General features: G+C 63.4%; 20 protein-coding genes. 13 read left to right on the top strand and 7 right to left on the bottom strand.

All coding sequences use genetic code 11. The features are described from left to right. The coding region (locus tag AC1D0I_RS30550) for a serine hydrolase (protein WP_477399780.1) at positions 1-804 on the top strand (804 nt) is incomplete at its 5' end. 29 nt (positions 805-833) lie between these two features. Here AC1D0I_RS30550 and AC1D0I_RS30545 read toward each other — a convergent pair. Further along, positions 834-1,769, bottom strand: coding sequence for a hypothetical protein (locus AC1D0I_RS30545; RefSeq protein ID WP_477399782.1), 936 nt, complete (start codon positions 1,767-1,769; stop codon positions 834-836). Between the two features lie 163 nt (positions 1,770-1,932). On the opposite strand from AC1D0I_RS30545, the gene AC1D0I_RS30540 reads away from it, so the two are divergent. The 8 genes from AC1D0I_RS30540 (at position 1,933) to AC1D0I_RS30505 (ending at position 7,351) form a co-directional block, all read left to right on the top strand. After that, complete coding sequence (locus tag AC1D0I_RS30540; RefSeq protein ID WP_477399778.1) at positions 1,933-3,054, top strand: KamA family radical SAM protein; 1,122 nt, start codon at positions 1,933-1,935, stop codon at positions 3,052-3,054. Between the two features lie 303 nt (positions 3,055-3,357). Then, positions 3,358-3,600, top strand: a complete 243-nt coding sequence (locus AC1D0I_RS30535; RefSeq protein WP_095091240.1) for a DUF680 domain-containing protein — start codon at positions 3,358-3,360, stop codon at positions 3,598-3,600. 112 nt (positions 3,601-3,712) lie between these two features. Beyond that, complete coding sequence (locus AC1D0I_RS30530; protein WP_477399776.1) at positions 3,713-4,684, top strand: MBL fold metallo-hydrolase; 972 nt, start codon at positions 3,713-3,715, stop codon at positions 4,682-4,684. 175 nt (positions 4,685-4,859) lie between these two features. Beyond that, positions 4,860-5,339, top strand: a complete 480-nt coding sequence (locus AC1D0I_RS30525) for a tetratricopeptide repeat protein (RefSeq protein WP_477399774.1) — start codon at positions 4,860-4,862, stop codon at positions 5,337-5,339. 258 nt (positions 5,340-5,597) lie between these two features. Then, positions 5,598-6,116 carry a DoxX family protein gene (locus tag AC1D0I_RS30520; protein WP_477399772.1) on the top strand — a complete coding sequence of 173 codons (519 nt, stop codon included), beginning with the start codon at positions 5,598-5,600 and terminating at the stop codon, positions 6,114-6,116. Positions 6,117-6,421: 305 nt separating this feature from the next. Next, entirely contained in the window at positions 6,422-6,691 is a 270-nt protein-coding gene (locus AC1D0I_RS30515) for a hypothetical protein (RefSeq protein ID WP_477399770.1), read from the top strand. Positions 6,692-6,869: 178 nt separating this feature from the next. Further along, entirely contained in the window at positions 6,870-7,187 is a 318-nt protein-coding gene (locus tag AC1D0I_RS30510; RefSeq protein ID WP_095091767.1) for a DUF2934 domain-containing protein, read from the top strand. Between the two features lie 14 nt (positions 7,188-7,201). Further along, positions 7,202-7,351 carry a hypothetical protein gene (locus tag AC1D0I_RS30505; protein ID WP_023677295.1) on the top strand — a complete coding sequence of 50 codons (150 nt, stop codon included), beginning with the start codon at positions 7,202-7,204 and terminating at the stop codon, positions 7,349-7,351. Positions 7,352-7,399: 48 nt separating this feature from the next. On the opposite strand, the gene AC1D0I_RS30500 is transcribed toward AC1D0I_RS30505, so the two are convergent. Genes AC1D0I_RS30500 through AC1D0I_RS30490 form a run of 3 tightly spaced genes read right to left on the bottom strand, consistent with a single transcriptional unit; the run spans position 7,400 to position 12,641 of the window. Continuing rightward, positions 7,400-8,005, bottom strand: a complete 606-nt coding sequence (locus tag AC1D0I_RS30500) for a 4'-phosphopantetheinyl transferase family protein (protein ID WP_477399768.1) — start codon at positions 8,003-8,005, stop codon at positions 7,400-7,402. Between the two features lie 53 nt (positions 8,006-8,058). Continuing rightward, entirely contained in the window at positions 8,059-8,520 is a 462-nt protein-coding gene (locus AC1D0I_RS30495; protein WP_477399767.1) for a GNAT family N-acetyltransferase, read from the bottom strand. Continuing rightward, on the bottom strand, positions 8,517-12,641 hold the full coding sequence (locus AC1D0I_RS30490; RefSeq protein WP_477399765.1) for a Pls/PosA family non-ribosomal peptide synthetase: 4,125 nt from the start codon (positions 12,639-12,641) through the stop codon (positions 8,517-8,519). Before AC1D0I_RS30490 ends, AC1D0I_RS30495 begins: the two co-directional genes overlap by 4 nt. Positions 12,642-13,461: 820 nt before the next feature. Between AC1D0I_RS30490 and AC1D0I_RS30485 the strand changes: the two genes are divergently transcribed. Next, positions 13,462-13,887 carry a globin family protein gene (locus tag AC1D0I_RS30485; RefSeq protein ID WP_477399763.1) on the top strand — a complete coding sequence of 142 codons (426 nt, stop codon included), beginning with the start codon at positions 13,462-13,464 and terminating at the stop codon, positions 13,885-13,887. A 66-nt stretch (positions 13,888-13,953) separates the two neighbouring features. On the opposite strand, the gene AC1D0I_RS30480 is transcribed toward AC1D0I_RS30485, so the two are convergent. Continuing rightward, positions 13,954-15,822: a CHASE2 domain-containing protein gene (locus AC1D0I_RS30480; protein ID WP_477399761.1), complete on the bottom strand. Its 1,869-nt coding sequence runs from the start codon at positions 15,820-15,822 to the stop codon at positions 13,954-13,956. Between the two features lie 6 nt (positions 15,823-15,828). Further along, positions 15,829-16,359: a FecR domain-containing protein gene (locus AC1D0I_RS30475; RefSeq protein WP_477399759.1), complete on the bottom strand. Its 531-nt coding sequence runs from the start codon at positions 16,357-16,359 to the stop codon at positions 15,829-15,831. Between the two features lie 555 nt (positions 16,360-16,914). On the opposite strand from AC1D0I_RS30475, the gene AC1D0I_RS30470 reads away from it, so the two are divergent. Both AC1D0I_RS30470 and AC1D0I_RS30465 read left to right on the top strand, forming a co-directional pair. Next, the gene (locus AC1D0I_RS30470) at positions 16,915-17,574 is read left to right on the top strand and encodes a L,D-transpeptidase (protein ID WP_477301558.1); all 660 of its coding nucleotides are present in this window, start codon (positions 16,915-16,917) and stop codon (positions 17,572-17,574) included. A 10-nt stretch (positions 17,575-17,584) separates the two neighbouring features. Beyond that, complete coding sequence (locus tag AC1D0I_RS30465) at positions 17,585-18,097, top strand: OmpA family protein (RefSeq protein WP_477399757.1); 513 nt, start codon at positions 17,585-17,587, stop codon at positions 18,095-18,097. Between the two features lie 155 nt (positions 18,098-18,252). Here AC1D0I_RS30465 and AC1D0I_RS30460 read toward each other — a convergent pair whose 3' ends face one another. After that, positions 18,253-18,999: a bestrophin-like domain gene (locus tag AC1D0I_RS30460; RefSeq protein WP_477399755.1), complete on the bottom strand. Its 747-nt coding sequence runs from the start codon at positions 18,997-18,999 to the stop codon at positions 18,253-18,255. Positions 19,000-19,699: 700 nt separating this feature from the next. Here AC1D0I_RS30460 and AC1D0I_RS30455 point away from each other — a divergent pair. Next, positions 19,700-19,951 carry a hypothetical protein gene (locus AC1D0I_RS30455; protein ID WP_477399784.1) on the top strand — a complete coding sequence of 84 codons (252 nt, stop codon included), beginning with the start codon at positions 19,700-19,702 and terminating at the stop codon, positions 19,949-19,951. Positions 19,952-20,008: the final 57 nt, after the last annotated feature.

Here is a 20,008-nt window from a genome sequence, read left to right as displayed (position 1 = left end):
AAGATAGAGCGCGATCCGGATGCGCAGGCGCCCGCCGGCGGCGTCAGTTCCACGGCACGTGACCTCTCGCAATGGGTTCGCCTCATCATCGGCAACGGCGTCTATGCCGGCAAGACACTGATTGCCGCCGATGCGCTGGGCCAGACGCATGTTCCGCTGATGGCGCGCGGCAACAACCCCGTCTCCGGCGGGGCATCGTTCTACGGCCTCGGCTGGAATGTCGAATTCGGCCGGCACGGCCTGAGCTGGGGCCACGCCGGCGCCTTCAGCGTCGGTGCGCGCACCCTGGTGACAGTCTTCCCGAAGGAGAAGCTTGGCATCGTCATCATCACCAACGCCTTTCCGACAGGCCTGCCGGAGGGATTGTCCGACAGCTTCGCCGATCTCGTCTTCGACGGCACGGTCGAGAAGGACTGGGTCAAGGCGTGGGACGATATCTATGCAGGCCTGTTCGGCCCGGCGGTGGCGGCAGCCAAGGCCACCTATGCAGCGCCACCTTCCCCGGCGAGGCCGGCCGGACCGGCCAGCGCCTATGCCGGCCGCTACGCCAACGACTTCATCGGCGGAGCGGTCGTGTCGAAAGCAGGTGACGACCTTGTGCTCAGGGTAGGCCCGGACGCGGCCCGGTCCTATTCATTGACCCATTTCGACGGCGACATTTTCCTGACCTTTCCGGATGCCGAGACCCCTGACAGGCCCGCCGGTGTGAGTTTTGTCGTCGGCCCCGACGGCAAGGCTTCGGCCATGACCGTTGGTTTTCTCGACGACAATCATCTCGGCACTCTTCAACGTGTGGGTGACTGACCGTCAAATCGAACAGTGCCGGCGGCAGCTCAAGGCGACGGGCCGTACTGGAGCAGTTTGAAGCAATCGCCGTTGCCTGACTTCGCTTGCGTCAGGAAGGGTTTCGACCGGTCTATCCATTCCTGATGCGACCTCGCATCGGCTTCGATCGCATCGACCGGTGCAAGGCCGACGAAGCTGCGCCCGTGACTGAAGAGCCAGCACGCACGGCCGAGAAACCGCCTGCTGCGCTGGCGCAGGAGATCGGCGTCGTAGAAGACGTCGAGCACCTCGTGCTTGATCTTGCGCCCCGTTTCAGGATTGGCCATCGCAAGCTCGACCGGCTGGCCGCCGATCGCATCCTGCAGGTCCTTGTAGTCGAGGGCGAGCTGGGTGGTGGCATATTTGATCTCGCTCTCGTCACGCACGATGTCGAACCACAGCGTGGGGTCGAGCTCGTTGACGACGAACGACGATTCGAAATCGCGCGACAGGTTGAGGACGTCGAAGTCCCGGACGTCGATGTCGCGCTCGACCAGCGCGATCTCGCCGACCTGCTTGCCGAGCTCCGCCCCCTGCGCGCCGATCGCGGCGTTGGTTCCACCAAGTTCGGGGCTGACATAGGCCCCGCCTTCATCCAGCAGTGCGTCGAATTGGCCAAGCGATCCGACGATGGGGGCGCCGTGGGCGATGCGTGCCGCCAGCTTGGCCAGAACTTGCTGGAGTTCCGCTTCGCGTCTGCGCTGGTCCTGGTAATTCTGCTGGAAAAAGAAGATGAACAGCGACACGCCGATGCCGATCAGGATCACGCCCAGCTGCGAAAAGATGTTGCGGTAGTATTCCAGCAGCTTTTCGCGGTGGCGCACGTCGTCGCGCACGCTGTGGGCGACKCGCAGATTGACGATAAGCGACAGGATCAGCAGGCCGGCGCCAACCAGGATGAGGCCGCCGATGAGCAGGTAGCCATGGCCCGTATTGAAGTCCATCTGTTTTCCCTGAAACCCCCGGACTGCGCAGAATACTGCGCAGAATAGTGCCATTTTGCTTAAATACCTATGGGCTCGCTTCGACGGGCCTGCGGCATGCAGGTGGTTGACCCGCCTGGCCATCCGGCCGATAGCTCCGCCAGAAATTACCCCGAGATATCAGATGACTTCAGACGCCAACCTCTCCGATGCAATCGAGCGCATCGACACCTCCGACGCCACTTGGCAGACCGACGTCCGCGCCGGCGTGCGCCATGTGCGCGACCTCGCGTCCCTGCCGCTGTCGCCGGGCGAACGCGCGGCGGCGCAAGCCGCGGCCGCGAACCACAAGGTGCGCATCCCCAAAACCTATCTCGACCTGATCGATTGGAACGACCCCGCCGATCCGATCCGGGCGCAGGTCATCCCGTCGCCGGACGAACTCGTGGAGCAGGAGGGCGAGCTCGACGATCCGATCGCCGACCATGCGTTCAGCCCGGTGCCGCGGCTGACGCATCGCCATGCCGACCGGGTGCTGTTGTTCCCGACCTATCAATGCGCCGTCTATTGCCGGTTCTGCTTTCGCAAGGAATCGCTGACCTCGATCGGCCGCGGCTATACGCGCGAGGCGCTGGAGCCGGCCTTGGCCTATATCGCCGATCACCCCGAAATCCGCGAGGTCATCCTGACCGGCGGCGATCCGCTGTCGCTGCCGGACAAGACGCTGGCTGAAATCCGCGCCCGCATCGAGGCCATCGCTCATGTGCGTCTCTTGCGCATCCACACGCGCGTGCCGGTGGCGCTGCCCTCGCGCATCACGTCGGGGCTGGTCGCGGCCCTGCAGGGCCGGCTGATGGTCACGGTCGTCACCCATTTCAACCATCCACGGGAGATCATCGACGCCACGGAAGCTGCCTGCCGCACCTTGCGGCAAGCCGGCTTCGTGCTGCTCAACCAGAGCGTACTCTTGAAAGGCGTCAACGACACGGTCGAGGTGCTGGAGGAGCTCTGCCGCGAGCTGATGTACCGGCTCGGCGTCAAACCCTACTACCTGCACCATGGCGACCTCGCGCGTGGCATGGCGCACCGCCGCACCACCATCGCGCAAGGCCAGGCGCTGGCCGCCGCACTGCGCGCCCGCCTGTCGGGCATCTGCAACCCCGTCTATGTTCTCGACCTGCCGGAAGGCGGTGGCAAGGTGCCGATCGGGCCGTGTTATGTCGAGGCGCAGGACGGCACGGACTGGCGCATTCGCGGGCTGGATGGCGAGGTGAGGGGCTATGCGGAGGTGGTTGGCGGCCCCTAATCTTGAGTTCCTCGCCCCGGAGCGGGGGAAAGGTGGCCGCGAAGCGGGCGGTGGAGGCCTGGTAGAGCCCTGCCTTCTCAAGTCGACACCATTCCCCTCTGCGGTGTGGCTTCGCCGAGCCGCCTCTCCCCCATGACATGGGGGAGAGGAACGCAAGCCTTGTGGCCACTGAGCACTTGAATTCGATTATTTCATAAAAATCTTGCCGCGCCGGGAATAAAGGCCCGCCCTGCCGGGTCTTCCCTTCAGCGAGGCCATTCGCCCGGCCCGCAACCCGAAGAAACGAAACAAGGACCTACGAAAATGACCAAGCTCGCTCTCAGCGTGGCTGCCATGCTGCTTGCCTCGAGCGCTGCCTTTGCCGGCAGTGACCACGGCGCAAACAACGCCAATTCACCGGTCGCTTCCGTCGACACCAACGCCACCGCGTCGATCCCCTACATCGCACCTACAGACGGCGTCGACACCAAGGTCACGACAGGGCCGCGGCACGCGACGATGCAATCGAATGCGAGCGAACCAGGCCAAGGCATCTGGGGCCGTTGAGTTCGCCAGGGGTCAAGACCGAATCCCAACGGTTCGGACCTCAACCGCATCGGGATGGCCTGGGACTTGGCCTCCGTAATCCCTTCCGCACCCACCAACAGAGGAGACCACCATGTTCAGCATGACACGACGCACACTGCTTGGATCCGCCGCTGCCGCTGCCGCCTTCGGCCTTGCCGGCAAGCTTGAATTCACCCGACCGGCCTTTGCCGAAACGCCGGTGGAGCCGACAGTCGGTTTCTACAAATACAAGGTCGGCGACATCGAGATCACCGCCATCTACGATGGTATCTGGCGCAAGCCGCACGACCCGGCCTTCATCAAGGATGTTTCGGTCGACGATACCAAGGCAGCACTCGCCAAGGCGGGGCTGACCACCGACTTCATGCCCATCCCGCTTACCGTCGTCGTGCTCAAGATGAACGGTAAGCTGATCATGATGGATGCCGGCTCTGGCGTCGGCCAGTGGCAGACCAATGCCACCCATCTGCCGGCCAACATGGCCGCAGCCGGTATCGACTACAAGGCGATCGACACCATCATGATTTCGCATTTCCACCCCGACCATGTCTGGGGCCTGATGGAAAAGGGCACCAACGCGCCTGTTTTCCCGAATGCCGAGCTCATCGTGAACGCCACCGAATACAATTGGTGGACCGATCCCAGCCGGTTGGCCAAGCTGCCCGAGGGCCGCAAGCCGGCGGGCAAGCGCATCGCTGAAAACTTCCCGAAATGGAAAAACTGGAAGCTGGTCGAGGACGGCGCCGAGGTGGCGCCCGGCATCCACATCATCGCCGCGCCCGGCCATACGCCCGGCCACTCGGTCTACTTGGCCAACTCCGGCAAGGAGCAGATCATGATCTCGGCCGACACCATGTATGTGCCCGCCCTTCTGGCGCCGCATCCAGAATGGCAGGGCAGCTACGACCAGGACGGGCCGACGGCGATCACTACGCGCCACAAGATCATCGACCGCGTGATTGCCGACAACATCCGCATCTCGGGCTCGCACTTCCCGTTCCCGGGCACCGGCGTCTTCGTCAAGGACGGCAACGCCTACGGCTTCACTCCGGTCCAGATCTGAGGCCGTTTGGAAACTCTACTCTGGCGGCCATCTGAAGGCGTTTTCTGCGCTTCCGTTGCTCACGGACCGGACGTCCGCTGCGCTACGGTTCTCGAAACCACCATCAGCTGACTCGCCAGAGCGAATTTCGAAACGGTCTTCTCAACGCTAGCACTCAACCCAAGTGAGAAAGACAATGAAACATTCTGTTTTTGGCAAACATGCTCTGTTCGGCCTGCTCGGCGCCATTGCGGTGCTGACCGTGGTTCCGGTCGCGACCATCATGCCCGCCTATGCCGTCTACGACATCGAGGGCGCCGACGCGCCTGACCTCACCGCCGTCAAGGCCAAGATCGAAGCCAAGGACTATACTGGCGCGCTGGCCCAGCTGCGCGACCTGGCGCAGGACACACAGCAGCCCGACGTCTACAATCTGCTCGGCTTCACGCTGCGCAAGACCGGCGACTACAAGACCGCTCTGACCTACTACACCAAGGCGCTGGAGCTGAAGCCCGACCACAAGGCCGCCCGTGAATATCTGGGCGAGCTCTATGTCGAGACCGGCGACATGGCCAAGGCCCACGAACAGCTGGCGTCGCTGGAAAAACTCTGTCCGGCCGGCTGCGAGGAACTGTCGGACCTGCAGAAGGCCATCGACACCAAGGTGACGAAGTAAGGCCCAGAGGGCTGTTCCTCGCTCCCCACGAATGTGGGGAGAGGTGGCTCGGCGAGGCCGAGACGGAGTGGGGGCTTGGCGCCGCGCCATCCCTCTTAAGCACCATAGTTTGGGCGCTCGTGGCTGGCGCCCATTGCCGGAGCCGGCATCCCCTCCCTTGCGCTGGCTCCGGCCTTTTTCAATCAGACGCTTGGCAGCGCCATTGCGCCTGTCCGACCGGACGCGGCGCCTGCCTGTTAGAAAAATTGGAGCCCGACCATGACACCGACTGAACTTGCCGCGAAGCTGCACCTCCTCGCCACGAAGCTATACGCTGGGGATGTGACCCTCCTTGCCGGCCGCCTGCTGCTTTCCCTGCTCTTCCTGCATGAAGGCCTGACACTGGCCACCCATTTCGACGGCGCCGCCAAGGCGATGGCCGCGCTGGGCGTCAGCCTGCCGCTGTTTGTTGCCACGGTTGCGCTGCAGCTGGGGGCAGGGCTCTCGGTCGGGCTGGGCCTTTTGACGCGGCTGGGCGCCATCGGTCTCGGCCTGTTCTGCCTGGCAACGGCGACACTCTTCCACACCAACTTCGCCAACCAGAACGAATTGCTGCATTTCGAAAAGGATCTCGCCATTGCCGGTGGCATGTTCGTGCTGGCCATATCAGGCGCCGGCAGGATTTCGCTGGACTGGGTGCTCACTGGTTTCGTGAAGCCCCGGCGTGGCGACAAAGACGCGGTCGACGCACTCATGGCGGCCTATCCCCAGCACGGCGAGACCAGCCTGCCAATCTGAAAGTGCCATGGCATTGCGCTTCCGGGCAGCGTTCGGCGCGCTTCGCTGCTGCATTCAACGCAAAATTCCACGCCTGTGGTGGTTGGTACCACGCGCCTTCCCACGCCGGTGCAAACACCACGCCCCTATGGATTGGCCGACAACGTGCGAAGGACCAACACGACCGTACGCTGAACCTGCCGCCGCAAATCCGTAGGCATCGCGGTTGGCTGGTTTCGCCCGAGAGCAATCAAGGGACGGCCTCATGAACGCGGTGCGGGCGGCGCGTGGCGGCCAAATGTCAACTCTCAAAGATGGAGCTTGAAATGAAAGAGATCGTTTTGGCCATTGCCACGGTTTTGCTTGCCTCCGGCACGGCTTTTGCCGGCAGCGACAACTATGGCACGGACTACATCCCTGGCCCCGACGCCTATCCGAGCAGCAGCGTCTACCATTCGATGGTGTCCGATGGCGCCAATGCGCTCGACCTCAGCGGCACGAAGAGCATCGGCACTGCCAACAGCGCACCGGCCCCGGGAGGAAGTGCGAACTCCGACATGTCAGCCGGCTATGGCCAGGGAATCTGGGGGCACTGACAACCGGCCGGGAACGGCCGACATCCAGGCGGTGGGCTCGCCCGCGGCCTGGAATGACCTCGTGGCCAGCGCTGCCCAGCGCCTCGCGCCATCCCCGCAACGGAGCAATGATCACGCAGATTTTTTGGATCATTCGGACTGGTGCGGCGTTCCTCCCTGACGCAACGGAGGAATGATCATGGGCGACGAACGGCATGAGAAGATCCAGCAGCGAGCATACCAGATCTGGGAACGCGAAGGCGGCGGCGATCCCGAGCGGCACTGGCATCAGGCCGCGGCCGAGATCGACCGGGAGGCGGCGCTGCCGCTGACGGCCGGCGATGCGCTGCCGGAGACAAGCGAGATCGCCAGCTCCGACGTCCTGGCGGTCGAGGCGCTGGCAATGCGCACCGGCATATCGGGTGACGAGGCGCAGGAACTGATCGACAGGCTGGGCCACGACCGCGCGGCGGTCGAGCAAGCCGCGCGCAACCTCAAGGGCAAACGGCGGTCCTAAGCAGGGAGAGCCAGATGATCAGAAAACTCAAGGACGGAAAATACCGCCTCTATTCGCGCAAGAAAGATGAAAAGACCGGCAAGCGCCGCAACCTTGGCACGTTTGATACGCGGGAGGCGGCGGAGAAGCATGAGCGCGAGGTGCAGTATTTCAAGCGGCACTGAGGGGTAGCGGGTCACGATTGTCACCCATTTCCACCGTCCGCACGAGACCTAAACCGCCCCCCGGTCAACAAACGCCAGGACGACCACGCGCGGGGCAACGCAGTAAGAGAGGGTGAGCTTGCGGCCGCCTTTGGTCGTCGCTCGGCCTGCGTTGAGGTCGACTTCTATGTCCTCGTAGCCCAGGACCTGCCGATCGAGCGGATAGACCGCCTTGTAGACTGCTTCCTTGGCGCAAAACAGGAGGCGACCGGCAAGATGCGGGTCCGCAGCGTCTGTCCGGTCCGCAGGGGTCGCAACGAGCGCGAGGAGGTCGTGCGGCAAGGGTTGGGCGGGCTCGACGTCGATGCCAAGGGAGCCGATGTCGGCAACAGGCGCAACCGCCGCTACGGCCATATCGTCGTCATGGGCGAGCGAACCGGTTATCCCGTCGGGCCAGACCGGCGTGCCGGATGGCGCGCGCAGGATGGCGAAGTCGTTGACACCAACATCCGCCAGCAGTCCGTGTGCGATCCAGCGGGCCGCTCCGCTTGCGCGGCGCATGGCCGGCTGGCGCGCGGGGATGGAGCGTGCTTCCTCGGGCAGCAGGTGGGCCTCGTCTCCGTCTTGTATGACCCGGCATCCGATCCGGACACTTTTGGGCGCGATGGCGACCATCGCCTGCAGCAGGGACGCTTGCGCTAGGGCGCTTTCAGGGGAGGGCGGCCGCGTCAACGATCATCCGCCGCGAAGGCGAGGTCGGCGATCATTTCTCCATCCTCGTCGAGCCCTTGTTCCACGAAACCGGCGGCACTGTAGAGCTGTCGTGCTGCCTCATTGTGCGGTTCGTAGCAGATTGAAACGTGCCTGATGTGGCCGAGCCCCCTGATTTCGTCCAGCAGTTCACGCAATGCAGTCTTGCCGTAGCCTTTGCCCTGCCAGGTACGGTCGATCATGAAACGGTAGATCCGTGCTTCGTCGTCATCCTGCGGCGCCTCGTACATCAGGAAGCCGACGACACGATCCCCAGCCATCACGACGCGGGGCCGCGCGTCCCTGTCAGACCCGGCTTCGTCCAGGGACTCCGCATTGCTGGCAACGAAATCCATCTGGTCCGGGGCCAGTTGCAGGGACGTGACCAAGGCCTGGTTGGCMTTGGTCACGGAAACGAGACGGATTTCTCCGGCCTTCAAGCCGATGCCCTGGAGGCATCGTCCGTGACCGGCTCGACGAACCGATGCAGTTTGGCCGGATTGCCCCGCCAGATGGAGTTGGGCTCCAGCTCTTCGCCCTTCATGACGAAGGAGTCGACGTCGACCACCGATCCTTCACCCATCACGACGCCGTAATGGACGAATGCGGAAGGTCCAAGCGTGCAGCCCTTGCCAATGCGGATGTAATCGGACTTGAACGCGCCTTCTTCCAGCGAATGGGCCTGGATGACGCAGCCTTCATTGAGCGTGACGTCATCGCCGATTTCGACCAGCGAACGCTCGGTCAGGTTGCTGCCGCCGTCATAGACCCGCTTGCCGACCTTGACGCCCAGCATGCGCAGGATCATCGGCCGGAATGGCGTGCCGGCAAACAGGCGCACGATCGGCGAATCCGCAAGCTTCCAGTGGCGTTCATGGCGCCAGAAGGCGACGTCGTAGATCGTCGTCATCTGCGGCTTCAGCCTGCGAAAACCAAGGCTTGCCCGCTCGACAAGGATGTAGAACGGAATGGTGATCGCGGACGTCAAGAGCACGGCGACGAAGAGGGCGACCTCCGCCCATTCGGTATAGTAGTTCAGCGCGCGGTCCCAGATCGCCAGTGTGGCGAACAGCATGACCCATTGCGTTGCCACGAACAGCAGGATCGTCACCATGTTGTGGCGGTTCTTGAGCGGTATGCGCCGGCGGCGGTCGTCCTCGTCGACACCGGCGATGAGTTCCTTGTCGCGGTTGACCATGCGGGGGATTTCAAAGGAAGGCGAACCGAGAAGGCCGACATTCTCGCGCAACGGCCCGTCGATGGGGATCATCACCTTGGTGCCGAGCAGGACGTTGTCGCCCGTGCGTCCATCCGGCGGGTAATAGATGTTGTTGCCGAGATAGTTGCGCTCGCCTATCCGCGTCTGCTCGAGCCTGAATGCGGAGGCGGACTTGTGCATGTTGATCATGAAAAGTCCGTCCGACACCATGGTCTCGGTGCCGATCTCGCACAGGAGCGGGTTCTCGTGCTGCTGGTTGCTGCCGAAGTTGGAACCGGTCTGCACCACCTTGTTGAGGTTCCAGCCGATGGCGCGCATGTAGTGCACGATTGCCGAACTGTCGCCGAACAGGAGGCCGAGGACGCGGGAGTTGCTCGAGAATTCGGCGACCGTCTGCAGCCAGTAACGGAAACCGTAAAGCGTGTAGGTGCGGCCGGGTTTCAACAACAGGCTGAGCAGGCGCGGCACCAGCGTTGCCGCGAGAAGGGCCACGGCGATGTAGCCGACAAGCGTGACCGTGGTGCCGATCGCGACAACGCCGATGGTCTCCTGATAGTCGTCGCCGACGTTCTCCCAATAGCTGTGGAACAGGAGGGGCAGCGGGGTGACGATGGCAAACAGGCCAATCAGCTGGACCGCTTCGAAGAGGAAGCGCCGGATGTTGGACGGATCGACATTGCGCACCTTGCAATAGTCCGCAGTGGTCGGCACCGCCGGCGATCCATGCCAGCGTTCGCCGTCGGGGATGCTTTGCCCGCGGTGCAGCGAGGACGAATGGCCGAGCTGGGCGCCGTCGCCGATGCTGGTGTCGATGTCGAGCGTCGAGCCCACCCCGACGAAGGCATCGCGGCCGATGGTCAACGGGCCAGTGTGGATGTAGCCGGACTGGGCCCTGAAGCCGAGGATCATCGATTCCTTGCGCAGGATGGTGTTGGCGCCGATCGAAATGAGGTCGGTGCAGACGGGCACCGATTTCGATTCGATGACGGCGTTCTTGCCGAGTTTGGTGCCGAGAAGCTGTAGATAGAAACTGTAGAGCGGGCTGCCCCGGAACAGCACGACGGGTGCGGTTCGGATCAATGTCTTGACGACCCAGAAGCGGTAGTAGCGCAGGCCCCAGATGGGAAACGCCTCGGCCTTCCAGCGGCCGATGAGGACCCATTTCGCGATGACGGCGAAGCCCGACATGCCGAAGAACACGGCGGCCGAAAGCGCCACGCAGCGCAAATAGAGCTGCAGCGGATTGTCGAGCGCGTCATACATCCAGTTGAGGCCGTCATTGAACGCCCACAGCGCCACATAGCTGTAGAGCCCGTAAAACAGCAGCTGCGCCGCGCCGCAGGTCCAGTAGGCAAAATTCGACGCCTTGCGGGTGAGAACGCGCTCATTGGTGGCCGTCGTCATCCCCTCCGCCACGCTTAGGTGTTTCGCGAGGCGCGCCACGGTCGGATAGAGATAGATGTCGCGCATCGACGTCGTCGCCCATTCCTTCCTGGTGCGCACGCGCGCGCAGAAATGGGCCATCAGCAGCGAATTGGCGCCGAGATCGTCGAAGAAGTTGTCCTCGACGGACACTTCGTCGAATTTGAGCACCGCGGCCAATGCGTCGGCCAGGAAACGCTCGTCGTCATTGCCGGGCGGCACCATCGCGCGATCGGCCGAAAGCCGAAGGCTTGCCGGTTTCGGCAGCTGGCGAAGGTCGACCTTGTTGGAGACCGTCATCGGGATCGCCGGCAGTTCCTCCAGGTAGGACGGCACCATGTAGTCCGGCAGGCGTCGCTTCATCATCTGGGCGAGATCCGCCCGCGAGATCGGCGGCAGGCCCGGTTTTGGGGCGTAATAGGCAACGAGTTCGACGCGACCGGGCTCGATCTCCCAGGTGGTGACGGCAGCCTGCGCGATCTCCGGCTGGTCCAGCAGCACCGCCTCGATCTCGCCGAGTTCGATGCGATAGCCGCGGATCTTCACCTGGGTGTCGATGCGCCCGTTATACTCGATCTCGCCCTTGTCGTTGATGCGGCCAAGGTCGCCCGTCCGATAGATGCGCTGCGACGGGTTGTTGGGCAGGCCGACGAAATCAGCGATGAATTTCTGGTGCGTCAGGTCCGGCCGGTTGAGATAGCCGACCGCGAGCCCGATGCCGGCGATGCCGATCTCGCCCAGTTCACCCGGCTCGGCAAGCTGCGGCAGCGAAGCGTCGAGAATGACGATCGAGTATGTCGGCAGCGGCGCGCCGATCGTCACCGGACTATCGGGCGTCAGCACGCTCATGGTTGCTGTGACGGTCGCTTCGGTCGGGCCATAGGTGTTGAGGATCTGCCGCCCCGGCTTCGACCAGCGCACCACAAGATTGTGCGGGCAGGCCTCGCCGCCCACCAGCAGCGTACGCAGGCTGGGCACGTCGCTCGCCATGGACGACAACAGGGTCGGGCTGCAGGCCATGCAGGTGATGTCATGTAGGCGCAGGAAATCCGCCAGTTCCTCGCCGACGAGAGGCATCTGACCTGGCGCCGGCACGACCGTCGCGCCGGCGACAAACGGCACCCAGATCTCTTCGGAGGAAAAGTCGAAGGCGATGGTCATGCCCTGATAGACACGATCGCCCGGCCGGTATCCGTAGGATGCGGCGGCGACCCGGATGAAGTTGACGAAGCTCTGGTGCTTGATGACCACGCCCTTGGGTTTGCCGGTGGTGCCCGAGGTGTAGAGGATGTAGCAGGTATCGTCCGATACAGCGGTCCTCGCATCCGGCTTCAGCGGCGCGCTGGACTGTTTGGAAATCTCGGTGGCGGCGCTGTCGATCAGGAGGTGGGGAACGGGCAGTTGATCGGCTCGCGACGCGTAGGCGGCGATGGTGACGACCAGGCTGACGCTGGCGTCTTCGATGATGAGCGTCATCCGCTCCTGAGGAAACGCGGTGGCCAGCGGCACGAAGGCCGCGCCTGCCTTCATCACGGCCAGCACAGCAACATAGGTCTCCGCCGACCGGTCGAGAATGAGCCCAACCCGGTCGCCCCTTCGCACGCCTCGCTTGACCAGCAGGCGGGCGAACTGGTTGGCACGGTTGTCCAGCTCCTGATACGTCCAGACACGCCCGTCGGAGATCACCGCCGGCAACGCGGCAAATGTCTCGGCGAGCTCTTCGAAGACGGTATCGAGCCGCTCACCGGGTTGGCCCTGGTGGGCAAAGTCGGCGCCAGTCAGGACCTGGCTGCGTGCGCGCCTTGCGGAGCCTTGAGCGGCCTCCACGAGCGCATCGACGATTGCCAGGCCAGTTTCCGGCTGGCTGTCCGGTCTTGCCGGGTCCAGTTCGGCGATATCGAAACCGTGGTCCATTTGCATACTTTCCCGTCTTGGCCGGGCAACGCCCAGCGCGGCCAATTTCCGGCCGCCGCGGGATGGTTATGCCATCCGATCTTTTCGCCAGTTTTTCCGAACTGTTGAATATTGTTTCTGGATTGTGTCTGGGCGCTCTTCTCACCCTCCGCGTCAGGGCTCCGAACTGGGGTCAACAAAGGCCTGACGACGGCCGGTCCGKCGGTGTCGGCGGCTTTTGTGCCGGAGGCTTTTCGATAGGAATTTATTCTTGACATGGTGAGGGCAGCCATGCTACATATTCGTCCATGGTGCTGATTTGCGCCAATGACCCGCCGCACAGGCGGGTTTTTTCGTAGGGTGAAGCCTCCGCCGTCGAGCTCCACGGCGCCCCCCTCTGGCCTGCCGGCCATCTCCCCCACTTGTGGGGAGATTGGCAGCTTCGGCGCCGGCGTTTTCTTGCAACATTGAAAATTAGCGAAAGCGGATGTACCGGCCAATCTCCCTCCTTGCGGGGGGTGAGAAGTGGTCCGCGAAGCGGACGGAAAGCCAATTGCTTGGCTTTCCGAACGACGAACGCCCGGCAGGGCAGAGTGGGGCGCCGTGGGGCGCCACCTTGGCGAAGCGGCCGAGAAGCACGAGCGCCAGGTGCAGTATTTCAAGCGGCATTGAGGGGATGGGCTGCCGAACATTGCGGTGCCGGGAAGGGGTTTGAAAACAATCGAACGCAACCTGAAACGAAATTGAGACGTAACTGAAACACATCGACGCGACAGGCGACATGCATGCGAAACGCCCCGGGCGCATGGTCGAGGCTCACCCAGACCAAAACCAGAGGAGCGCGCCGATGACACCCGACCAGATTCGACTTGTCCAGGATAGTTTTCGTGAGGTCGTCCCGATCCGTGCGGCTGCCGCCGCCTTGTTCTATGAACGCCTGTTCGCGATCGACGGGAATCTTCGGGCGCTGTTTCCGGTGAGAGACATGACCAAGCAAGGCGCCAAGCTGATGGCGAGCCTGGGCTTCGTCGTGCATGGACTGGATCGTGCCGACACCATTCTGCCCACCGTGCGCGAACTCGCCAAGCGTCACGTCACCTACGGTGTTGAAGAGCATCATTACCCGATCGTCGGGCAAGCGCTGATCGAGACGCTGGCTGGCGGCCTCGGCCCCGCTTTTACACCGGCGGTGCGCGAGGCCTGGGAGGCAGCCTACGGCTTGCTCGCGAGTGTCATGATCGCGGCCGCCCGTGAGGTCCAACTCGCGGCGTGAGGGCTGGCGCGCACGATGTGACGACGCCCCGAATTGTGATGCCGTACGCGGCCTGGCGGCAACCCTCTACTGCGGCATCCCTGGACTGCGCCAAAGCCAGACTGCGAGCGAGCCGGATCGCCCGCGGATCTGTGTTTCCACGGGTCCTTTCAGGGTACCGGATTTGAACAACGCGCAGTCGCTTCCGGCGGCATCGAGCATTTTGTCGCTCACCGCGACTTCGGCATCCTGGTCGGCCGCGATCTCCATCAAGCGGCTGGCAACGTTGACTGTGTCGCCGATGGCCGCGATGTGCTGACGGCCTTCGCCGCCGAGCCGAGAGGCCACGATCGCTCCGTGGTGGGCGCCAATCTTGAAGCCGAGCCGGGATGCGGTCGATGCAGGCAACGACGCCAGCCAATCGTTGGTGCGGCTGGAGAGCCCCACGCAACAGCGGGCGGCATTGAAGGCGTCATTTGCCGCCGGTTCCGGCAGGCCGAACAGGATCATGGCTCCATCACCCATGAAACTGGTGACGACGCCACCGCTATTCGTCACTTCTTCGCCGACCAATGCATGAAAGCTATTCAGGAGTTCGCGTGTGGCGATCGGTCCCAATGTTTCACTCAATCCGGTGAAACCGGACAGGTCGATGAACAGGATGGCGGCGTCTGTCCGGACGGGCTCCGAGAGGAAGTCGCCATGCTTGGCCAGCCACTCCCCCATGCCGGGGGCTTCAACGCGTTGAAGCAATTGGCTCTGCGTTGCGAAGAATTGCGCCCGGCTCCTGCCCAGCCAAAGCTGCGTGGCACCGAACAGGATGGCCGGCGGAATGGCGGCGGTCATCGGCAGCGCGGCGCTCAGCCAGATGTGGTGCAGGAAGGCGGTCATGTTGACCACCAGCCAGATCAGGACCACGCCGGCGACCGCCGCGAGGCCGCCGGCGTTTCGCCGCCATGCCAACAGCCCGACAAGAACCATTGGCAGCACCACTGCAAAGCCGGCATCGGCAAGCCGGACATACTGGTCTCGCACGACTGCGTCGCCGGCCATCAGATGGGCAATCGCCGTCGACATGACTTCGACGCCCGGGAGGATGGGATCGAACGGTGTCGGGTAAACATCGCCGGTGCCGGTTGCAGTGGCTCCGATCACCACAATTCGATCCAGGATAGTGCGGGGATCGAGTTGGCCCTCCAGCACGGTCGCCGCGCTGATCGTGCGGATGGTGCCGCGGGGGCCATAGAAGGTCAGAGGCAGGATGTGGCCAATGTCGGTCCGGATAGAGCGTCCGCCCAGCGATAGATGATCGGCTGCGATTTCTGGATCCCCTCCTGCTGCCATGGCGGCAACACGCAAGGGGAAAGACGTTTCCAGCCGATCTCCGGCCCGAAACAGCAACGGCACGAAGCGGGGCGTTCCCGTCTTGTCGGTGGCCACGTTGACGACGCCGACAGCGGCGGCATCCGAGAATGCTTTCAGCGGCCACAGGAACCGCTCGGCATTCGGTACGCCGGCGATGGGTCCGTCGCCCTTGGCCACCGTCCATTGTTCACCTCCGGGATAGACCGCCGCGGCAGCGATTACGCTCGCACTCCCGCTCAGCGAACGTGCGAGCGCCTCATCGTTGTCTTTTTCCCCGGGATCGACCAGCAGCAGGTCGAGCGCAATGGCTTTCGGTCCAAGGCGCGCGATCGTATCGACAAGCCGGGCAAGCGTGGCGCGGCTGAGGGGATATGCACCCTCGTGCCGCACCGCCTCATCGTCTATCGCGACAATGGTGATCAGCTCCGGTGGCTTTGCCGTTCCTCGAACGAGCGTTCGAAGATCGGTCATCGTCGCTTCGACGCGATCGAGAAACCACAAATTGCCGCGCCAGTGCGCGAAGCCCAGGCCGGCGCCCCAGAGACCCGCCAGGATGAGCGCGATCAGCGTCGGAAGCGCTCGCCGGCTCACTGCGGCTCACTGGCCGAAACGGGCCAGCAAGGCGGAAACGCGCTTGGCGGGCCAGCGCTTGACGGTCAGCGGTCCTGTTCCGGCCGCGACGTCGACGCCGTCGCCAGGCGCCAGCACCACGCCGGCTCTGGACGCTGGCCGGTTCACGGCGACGCGGCCCCTGAGGACGAAAACAGACGTCTTGCCCCCGCCGACGTCGACCGCCCATTTGGTGCCTCGCGCCGCGGCGATCGCCTGCGGGGTGACAACCGCGAAGCCAGCCGGGATCGAGCCGGCCGGAGCATCGAGCAGCAGCGCCTTGCGCCGCAACCTGACCGTATCGACCTTGCCGTTTCGATCGCGGTCCACCAGCGTAAAACGAGCGCCACCTTCCACGATGATGGTAAGGCCTTCCTGACATCTCAGGATCTGTCGGGACGTGCCGCCCTCCGGCGCGAACGCACACCCCGCGCCCTGCGCCAGGGCGGCATCCACCCAGAAGACACCGGCAAACAGGCCAGCCACCAGGCTACGGAAAAATCGGTCCCTTGCGCTCATCGACGTCCCCCTTGCTCTTGCAAAAACCTCCGGCAAGAAAATCTGGCGCCGCCAGCCTGGCGGCACGCGTGCGAACCGGCACTTGCAGCCGTGTTGAGCTAAGACAGCAGAATGCCGACCGGCGATCCTAGCACGACAAACCTGCTCCGACACCAAGCAAGGCCGCGGCCGCGATGCGAATGTCGATAGGCGGCGACGTTTGCCGCCAATGACACGGGTGGGGGCTGGAGGGACCGGCAATGACGGAGCGCCTCACGCAAGAAGGGCGAAAAACCCGGCAAGCGGGAGGGACTTTCGACGCTCGTGAGGCGGTCGAGAAGCACGAGCGTAAGGTGCAGGCGTGTATTGACGTTCGTCGCGGCGAGCGGCGAGTCAAACTTCACTGACCATTATTTTGTTGAAGTCGGTGCCGATCGGAGAGCGTCTACAGTCTTGGGTTCGGACCAAAAGTGGACAGACCGTTGACGGCGGACTGAAGCAACGCAGCATTTTCCACTTTGAGGCGAAATAATTCTCAACTATGGTCCGCCAGGCTCAAGGCAGTGGGGATTGCCGATGGTTTTATCACGCAGGGGGGTCGTGCTCGGCGGCCTGGCGCTGGTCGGGGTCAGTGCAACCGGCAATATTGTTCAAGCCGCGACGGCAAAATCCTTTTTCGCCGGTACCGCCATTGACAACAATTTTGTCTATCGCAAGACCAACTTCGCCAAGATCGACAAGAGATGGCATCGCCAGATCGTCAAGTATTTCAGCAGCGAGCCGGTCGGCACCGTCGTGGTCGACACCCGCCACCACTTCCTCTACCTCATCATGGAAAACAAGACCGCCATCCGCTACGGCGTCGGCGTCGGCAAGGACGGCTTCAAATGGTAYGGCCGCGCGACGATCGACCGCCGCGCGCTGTGGCCGCAATGGGTCCCGCCCCCCGAAATGCGCAAGCGCAGGCCGGAGCTACCGCCCATGATCGCAGGCGGCGCGTCCAACAATCCGCTCGGGCCGCGCGCGCTCTACCTGTACCGCGACGGCGCTGACATCGGCTACCGCCTGCATGGCACGCTGGAGCCATGGAGCATCGGCACCGACGCTTCCAGCGGCTGCATCCGCATGTTCCCGGAAGACATCATCGACCTCTACCAGCGGTGCCCGATCGGCACCGCGGTGGAGGTCCTGCCGCACATCGCCGACCAGGCGCCCGCTTCCACCACTGTCGAATGATTGGCGCCTCATGAGCCGCATGATTGAAAACACGCGCCGGCTGCTCGCCGCCAGCCTGCTGCTGCTGGCCGCATCCTGCTCGACGAGCAACACGCTGGCCCCTCCCACGCCCGACGTCACCAACGCCGAGGTTGCCGGCTTCCAGAACGTGCAGCCGGGCAGCGAGGAGGATTTTATCCTCAATGTCGGCCGCCGCATCTATTTCACGCAAGGTTCGGCCGCGCTCGATTCTGTCGCCAAGGCCACCCTCGACACCCAGGTCGCCTGGTTGGCAAAGAATCCGCGCTGGCTACTCAAGCTGCAGGGTTTCGCCGACGATCCCGGCGCGAGCGAAACAGCGCTGTCGCAGAAGCGCGCCGATGCGGTGATGGACTACCTCGCAGCCGGCGGCATAGACCGCAACCGCATGTGGGCCAAGGGCTACGGCAAGGACAGGCTCGTCCGTGACTGCCCCAACTCCGCCTGCAGGTCGCAGAACCGCCGCGTTGTGTCTAATTTGCGCGATGAGAGGGACGAGTCGTAGGGGCTGCTGTTTTGCTTGTCACCAAATCAGAGTCTCACAACGCGACGACGGCATGGCTGCTTTGCGCCTCATGTCGGCCGAAGAGATTGGCTTAACCGCTGTCACCGGCGCCACACCGGAGCGGGAATCTACCCGTCTCTGCACTCCTACCTGTATCATCCGCCGCCGCCCGCTTTGGATTCCGGCATGACTTGCAGCAACGGCTGCGGCGACACTGCGATCTCTCCCGTGAAGGGCCGATCGTGGGCGAGAATCAAGAGAACGGATGCCGCCACGCCGGTCGCAAAACTTCCAAGAGCGATCGCCGATGCCATTCGGTTATCACTGTGAACGATCGCGATCGCGAGAAGAGCACAGAAGGCTTGCAGGATCAGGCAGGCCCACTTCGTGGGGTTGACTTGCGCGGAGCTGACGAGAACCCGTTGGCGACGCGCCTCGAAGGCGTCTTCAAGCCACCTCGTCATCTCGCGYTGCGCGATCTCCTGGCCGGGATTGCCTGGCGTCAAAGCCAGCGTTGTCCGCAGCGCCTCGTTAAGCGCAGGCGGGATTATGGTGACGGTCGCCGCGCCCTCGGCCATCAGCGGCCACTCCTGGCTCGTCGTTTCCTCGATATAGCTGCGCACCAGCGTCCGCAAGCGCGCCTCGGGCTCGCCGGGAAAGCTGCTCGCCAGAAGCACGACCGACCGCAATGCACTGGCCTCGCGATTGACTGCCGCATTGGCGTGATCGCTGTCGCTCCAGACCTGAGCCGCGGTGAACGCCACAAACAGGCCAAAGATGATACCGAGCGGCGGCAACATGCCAGGCGAAAGCGCCTTGAATGACCGCGCCGTGGAGCCCGCAGACAGAGCGGCGATGCCCTGGTGCAAGATGAACGAGACGACATAGGTGGCCCCGAACACGACGAGAGCCATCCAAGCGAGTGGAAGAGTATGCAACCAGCCACTCATAATAGCGCCTGCCCTCCTGAGAATTCGTCGTCAGGCGTTTGTAAGGCCGTCGTTCCACTCGTGGCAATGCCACTGTGTTCCATCGTATCAACAAACTCCATGCACGGGGGCAATCGGCTGCCCACGCCGGTCGAAAGACCTGCTTCATAATCGCGTCGCAGGGGTGCTTGCGAGGGGAGGATTCCCAATTGCCCGCCAATCGATCCCGCCTGGACTCCTATTGCGGGTCAGGTTGGTGTTTTTGCGCTTGAGGCGGGCTGCTTCATAATCTGCTGCCGTCAGCCTGTGCTTGCCAACCAGCACTTGCAGTCGCGTTCCGCTGAGGCAGCAGGGTGCCGACCGGCGATGACAGCACGACTACCTGCTCCGACACCAAGCAAGGCCCCGGCCGCGATGCGAATGTCGATCGGGCGGCGACGTTCACTGCCAATGACACCGGGTCGGGGAGTTGGAAGGACCGACAACGACGGACGCCTCGGCGTAAAAACCCTGCACCACGGCGACCTCGCGCGGCATGCGGCATCCCGCCGGAGGGCATGCGCCGCCGCATATCGGGTGAACAGGCGCAGGAGCTGATCGACAGCCTGGGACAGCGATGCGATCGAGCACGCGCGGAACATCAAGGGCAAGCGGCGGTCTTAGGGAGAGCCAGATGATCCAGAAACTCAAAGACGGAAAATGCCGCCTCTATTCGCGCAAGAAGGACGAAAAGACCGGCAAGCGGCGGAAGCTTGGGACGTTTGAGAATCGGAAGAGGCAGGGAAGCACGAGCGCGAAGTGCAGTATTTCTAGCGGCATTGAAGGGGTGGTGGGCGGCATCAGGCCACCCGAGGGTGCCACTCCGACTTTCGGCTACGGAACACCGCGAGGGTTGAGCTATGAAGTGTCGCTATTGTTCACATAGATTAGTTGCTTGTGGGAGGCGTGGTAAATTTCTCAATGGCCGCGTCCAAATCCGAAC

Source organism: Mesorhizobium sp. P2_D1 (genome assembly GCF_056404455.1).
The sequence above is the reverse complement of the archived record's forward strand: the minus strand, read 5'-3'. Positions and strand labels throughout refer to the sequence as shown.

What these genes read in the sequence shown, in the direction of transcription:
- AC1D0I_RS30485 (WP_477399763.1), top strand. Translation starts at nt 13,462, where the DNA reads ATGACACCCGACCAGATTCGACTTGTCCAGGATAGTTTTCGTGAGGTC.
- AC1D0I_RS30490 (WP_477399765.1), bottom strand. Translation starts at nt 12,641, where the DNA reads ATGCAAATGGACCACGGTTTCGATATCGCCGAACTGGACCCGGCAAGA.
- AC1D0I_RS30510 (WP_095091767.1), top strand. Translation starts at nt 6,870, where the DNA reads ATGGGCGACGAACGGCATGAGAAGATCCAGCAGCGAGCATACCAGATC.
- AC1D0I_RS30515 (WP_477399770.1), top strand. Translation starts at nt 6,422, where the DNA reads ATGAAAGAGATCGTTTTGGCCATTGCCACGGTTTTGCTTGCCTCCGGC.
- AC1D0I_RS30500 (WP_477399768.1), bottom strand. Translation starts at nt 8,005, where the DNA reads ATGGTCGCCATCGCGCCCAAAAGTGTCCGGATCGGATGCCGGGTCATA.
- AC1D0I_RS30455 (WP_477399784.1), top strand. Translation starts at nt 19,700, where the DNA reads ATGATCCAGAAACTCAAAGACGGAAAATGCCGCCTCTATTCGCGCAAG.
- AC1D0I_RS30475 (WP_477399759.1), bottom strand. Translation starts at nt 16,359, where the DNA reads ATGAGCGCAAGGGACCGATTTTTCCGTAGCCTGGTGGCTGGCCTGTTT.
- AC1D0I_RS30525 (WP_477399774.1), top strand. Translation starts at nt 4,860, where the DNA reads ATGAAACATTCTGTTTTTGGCAAACATGCTCTGTTCGGCCTGCTCGGC.
- AC1D0I_RS30520 (WP_477399772.1), top strand. Translation starts at nt 5,598, where the DNA reads ATGACACCGACTGAACTTGCCGCGAAGCTGCACCTCCTCGCCACGAAG.
- AC1D0I_RS30505 (WP_023677295.1), top strand. Translation starts at nt 7,202, where the DNA reads ATGATCAGAAAACTCAAGGACGGAAAATACCGCCTCTATTCGCGCAAG.
- AC1D0I_RS30465 (WP_477399757.1), top strand. Translation starts at nt 17,585, where the DNA reads ATGAGCCGCATGATTGAAAACACGCGCCGGCTGCTCGCCGCCAGCCTG.
- AC1D0I_RS30530 (WP_477399776.1), top strand. Translation starts at nt 3,713, where the DNA reads ATGTTCAGCATGACACGACGCACACTGCTTGGATCCGCCGCTGCCGCT.
- AC1D0I_RS30535 (WP_095091240.1), top strand. Translation starts at nt 3,358, where the DNA reads ATGACCAAGCTCGCTCTCAGCGTGGCTGCCATGCTGCTTGCCTCGAGC.
- AC1D0I_RS30540 (WP_477399778.1), top strand. Translation starts at nt 1,933, where the DNA reads ATGACTTCAGACGCCAACCTCTCCGATGCAATCGAGCGCATCGACACC.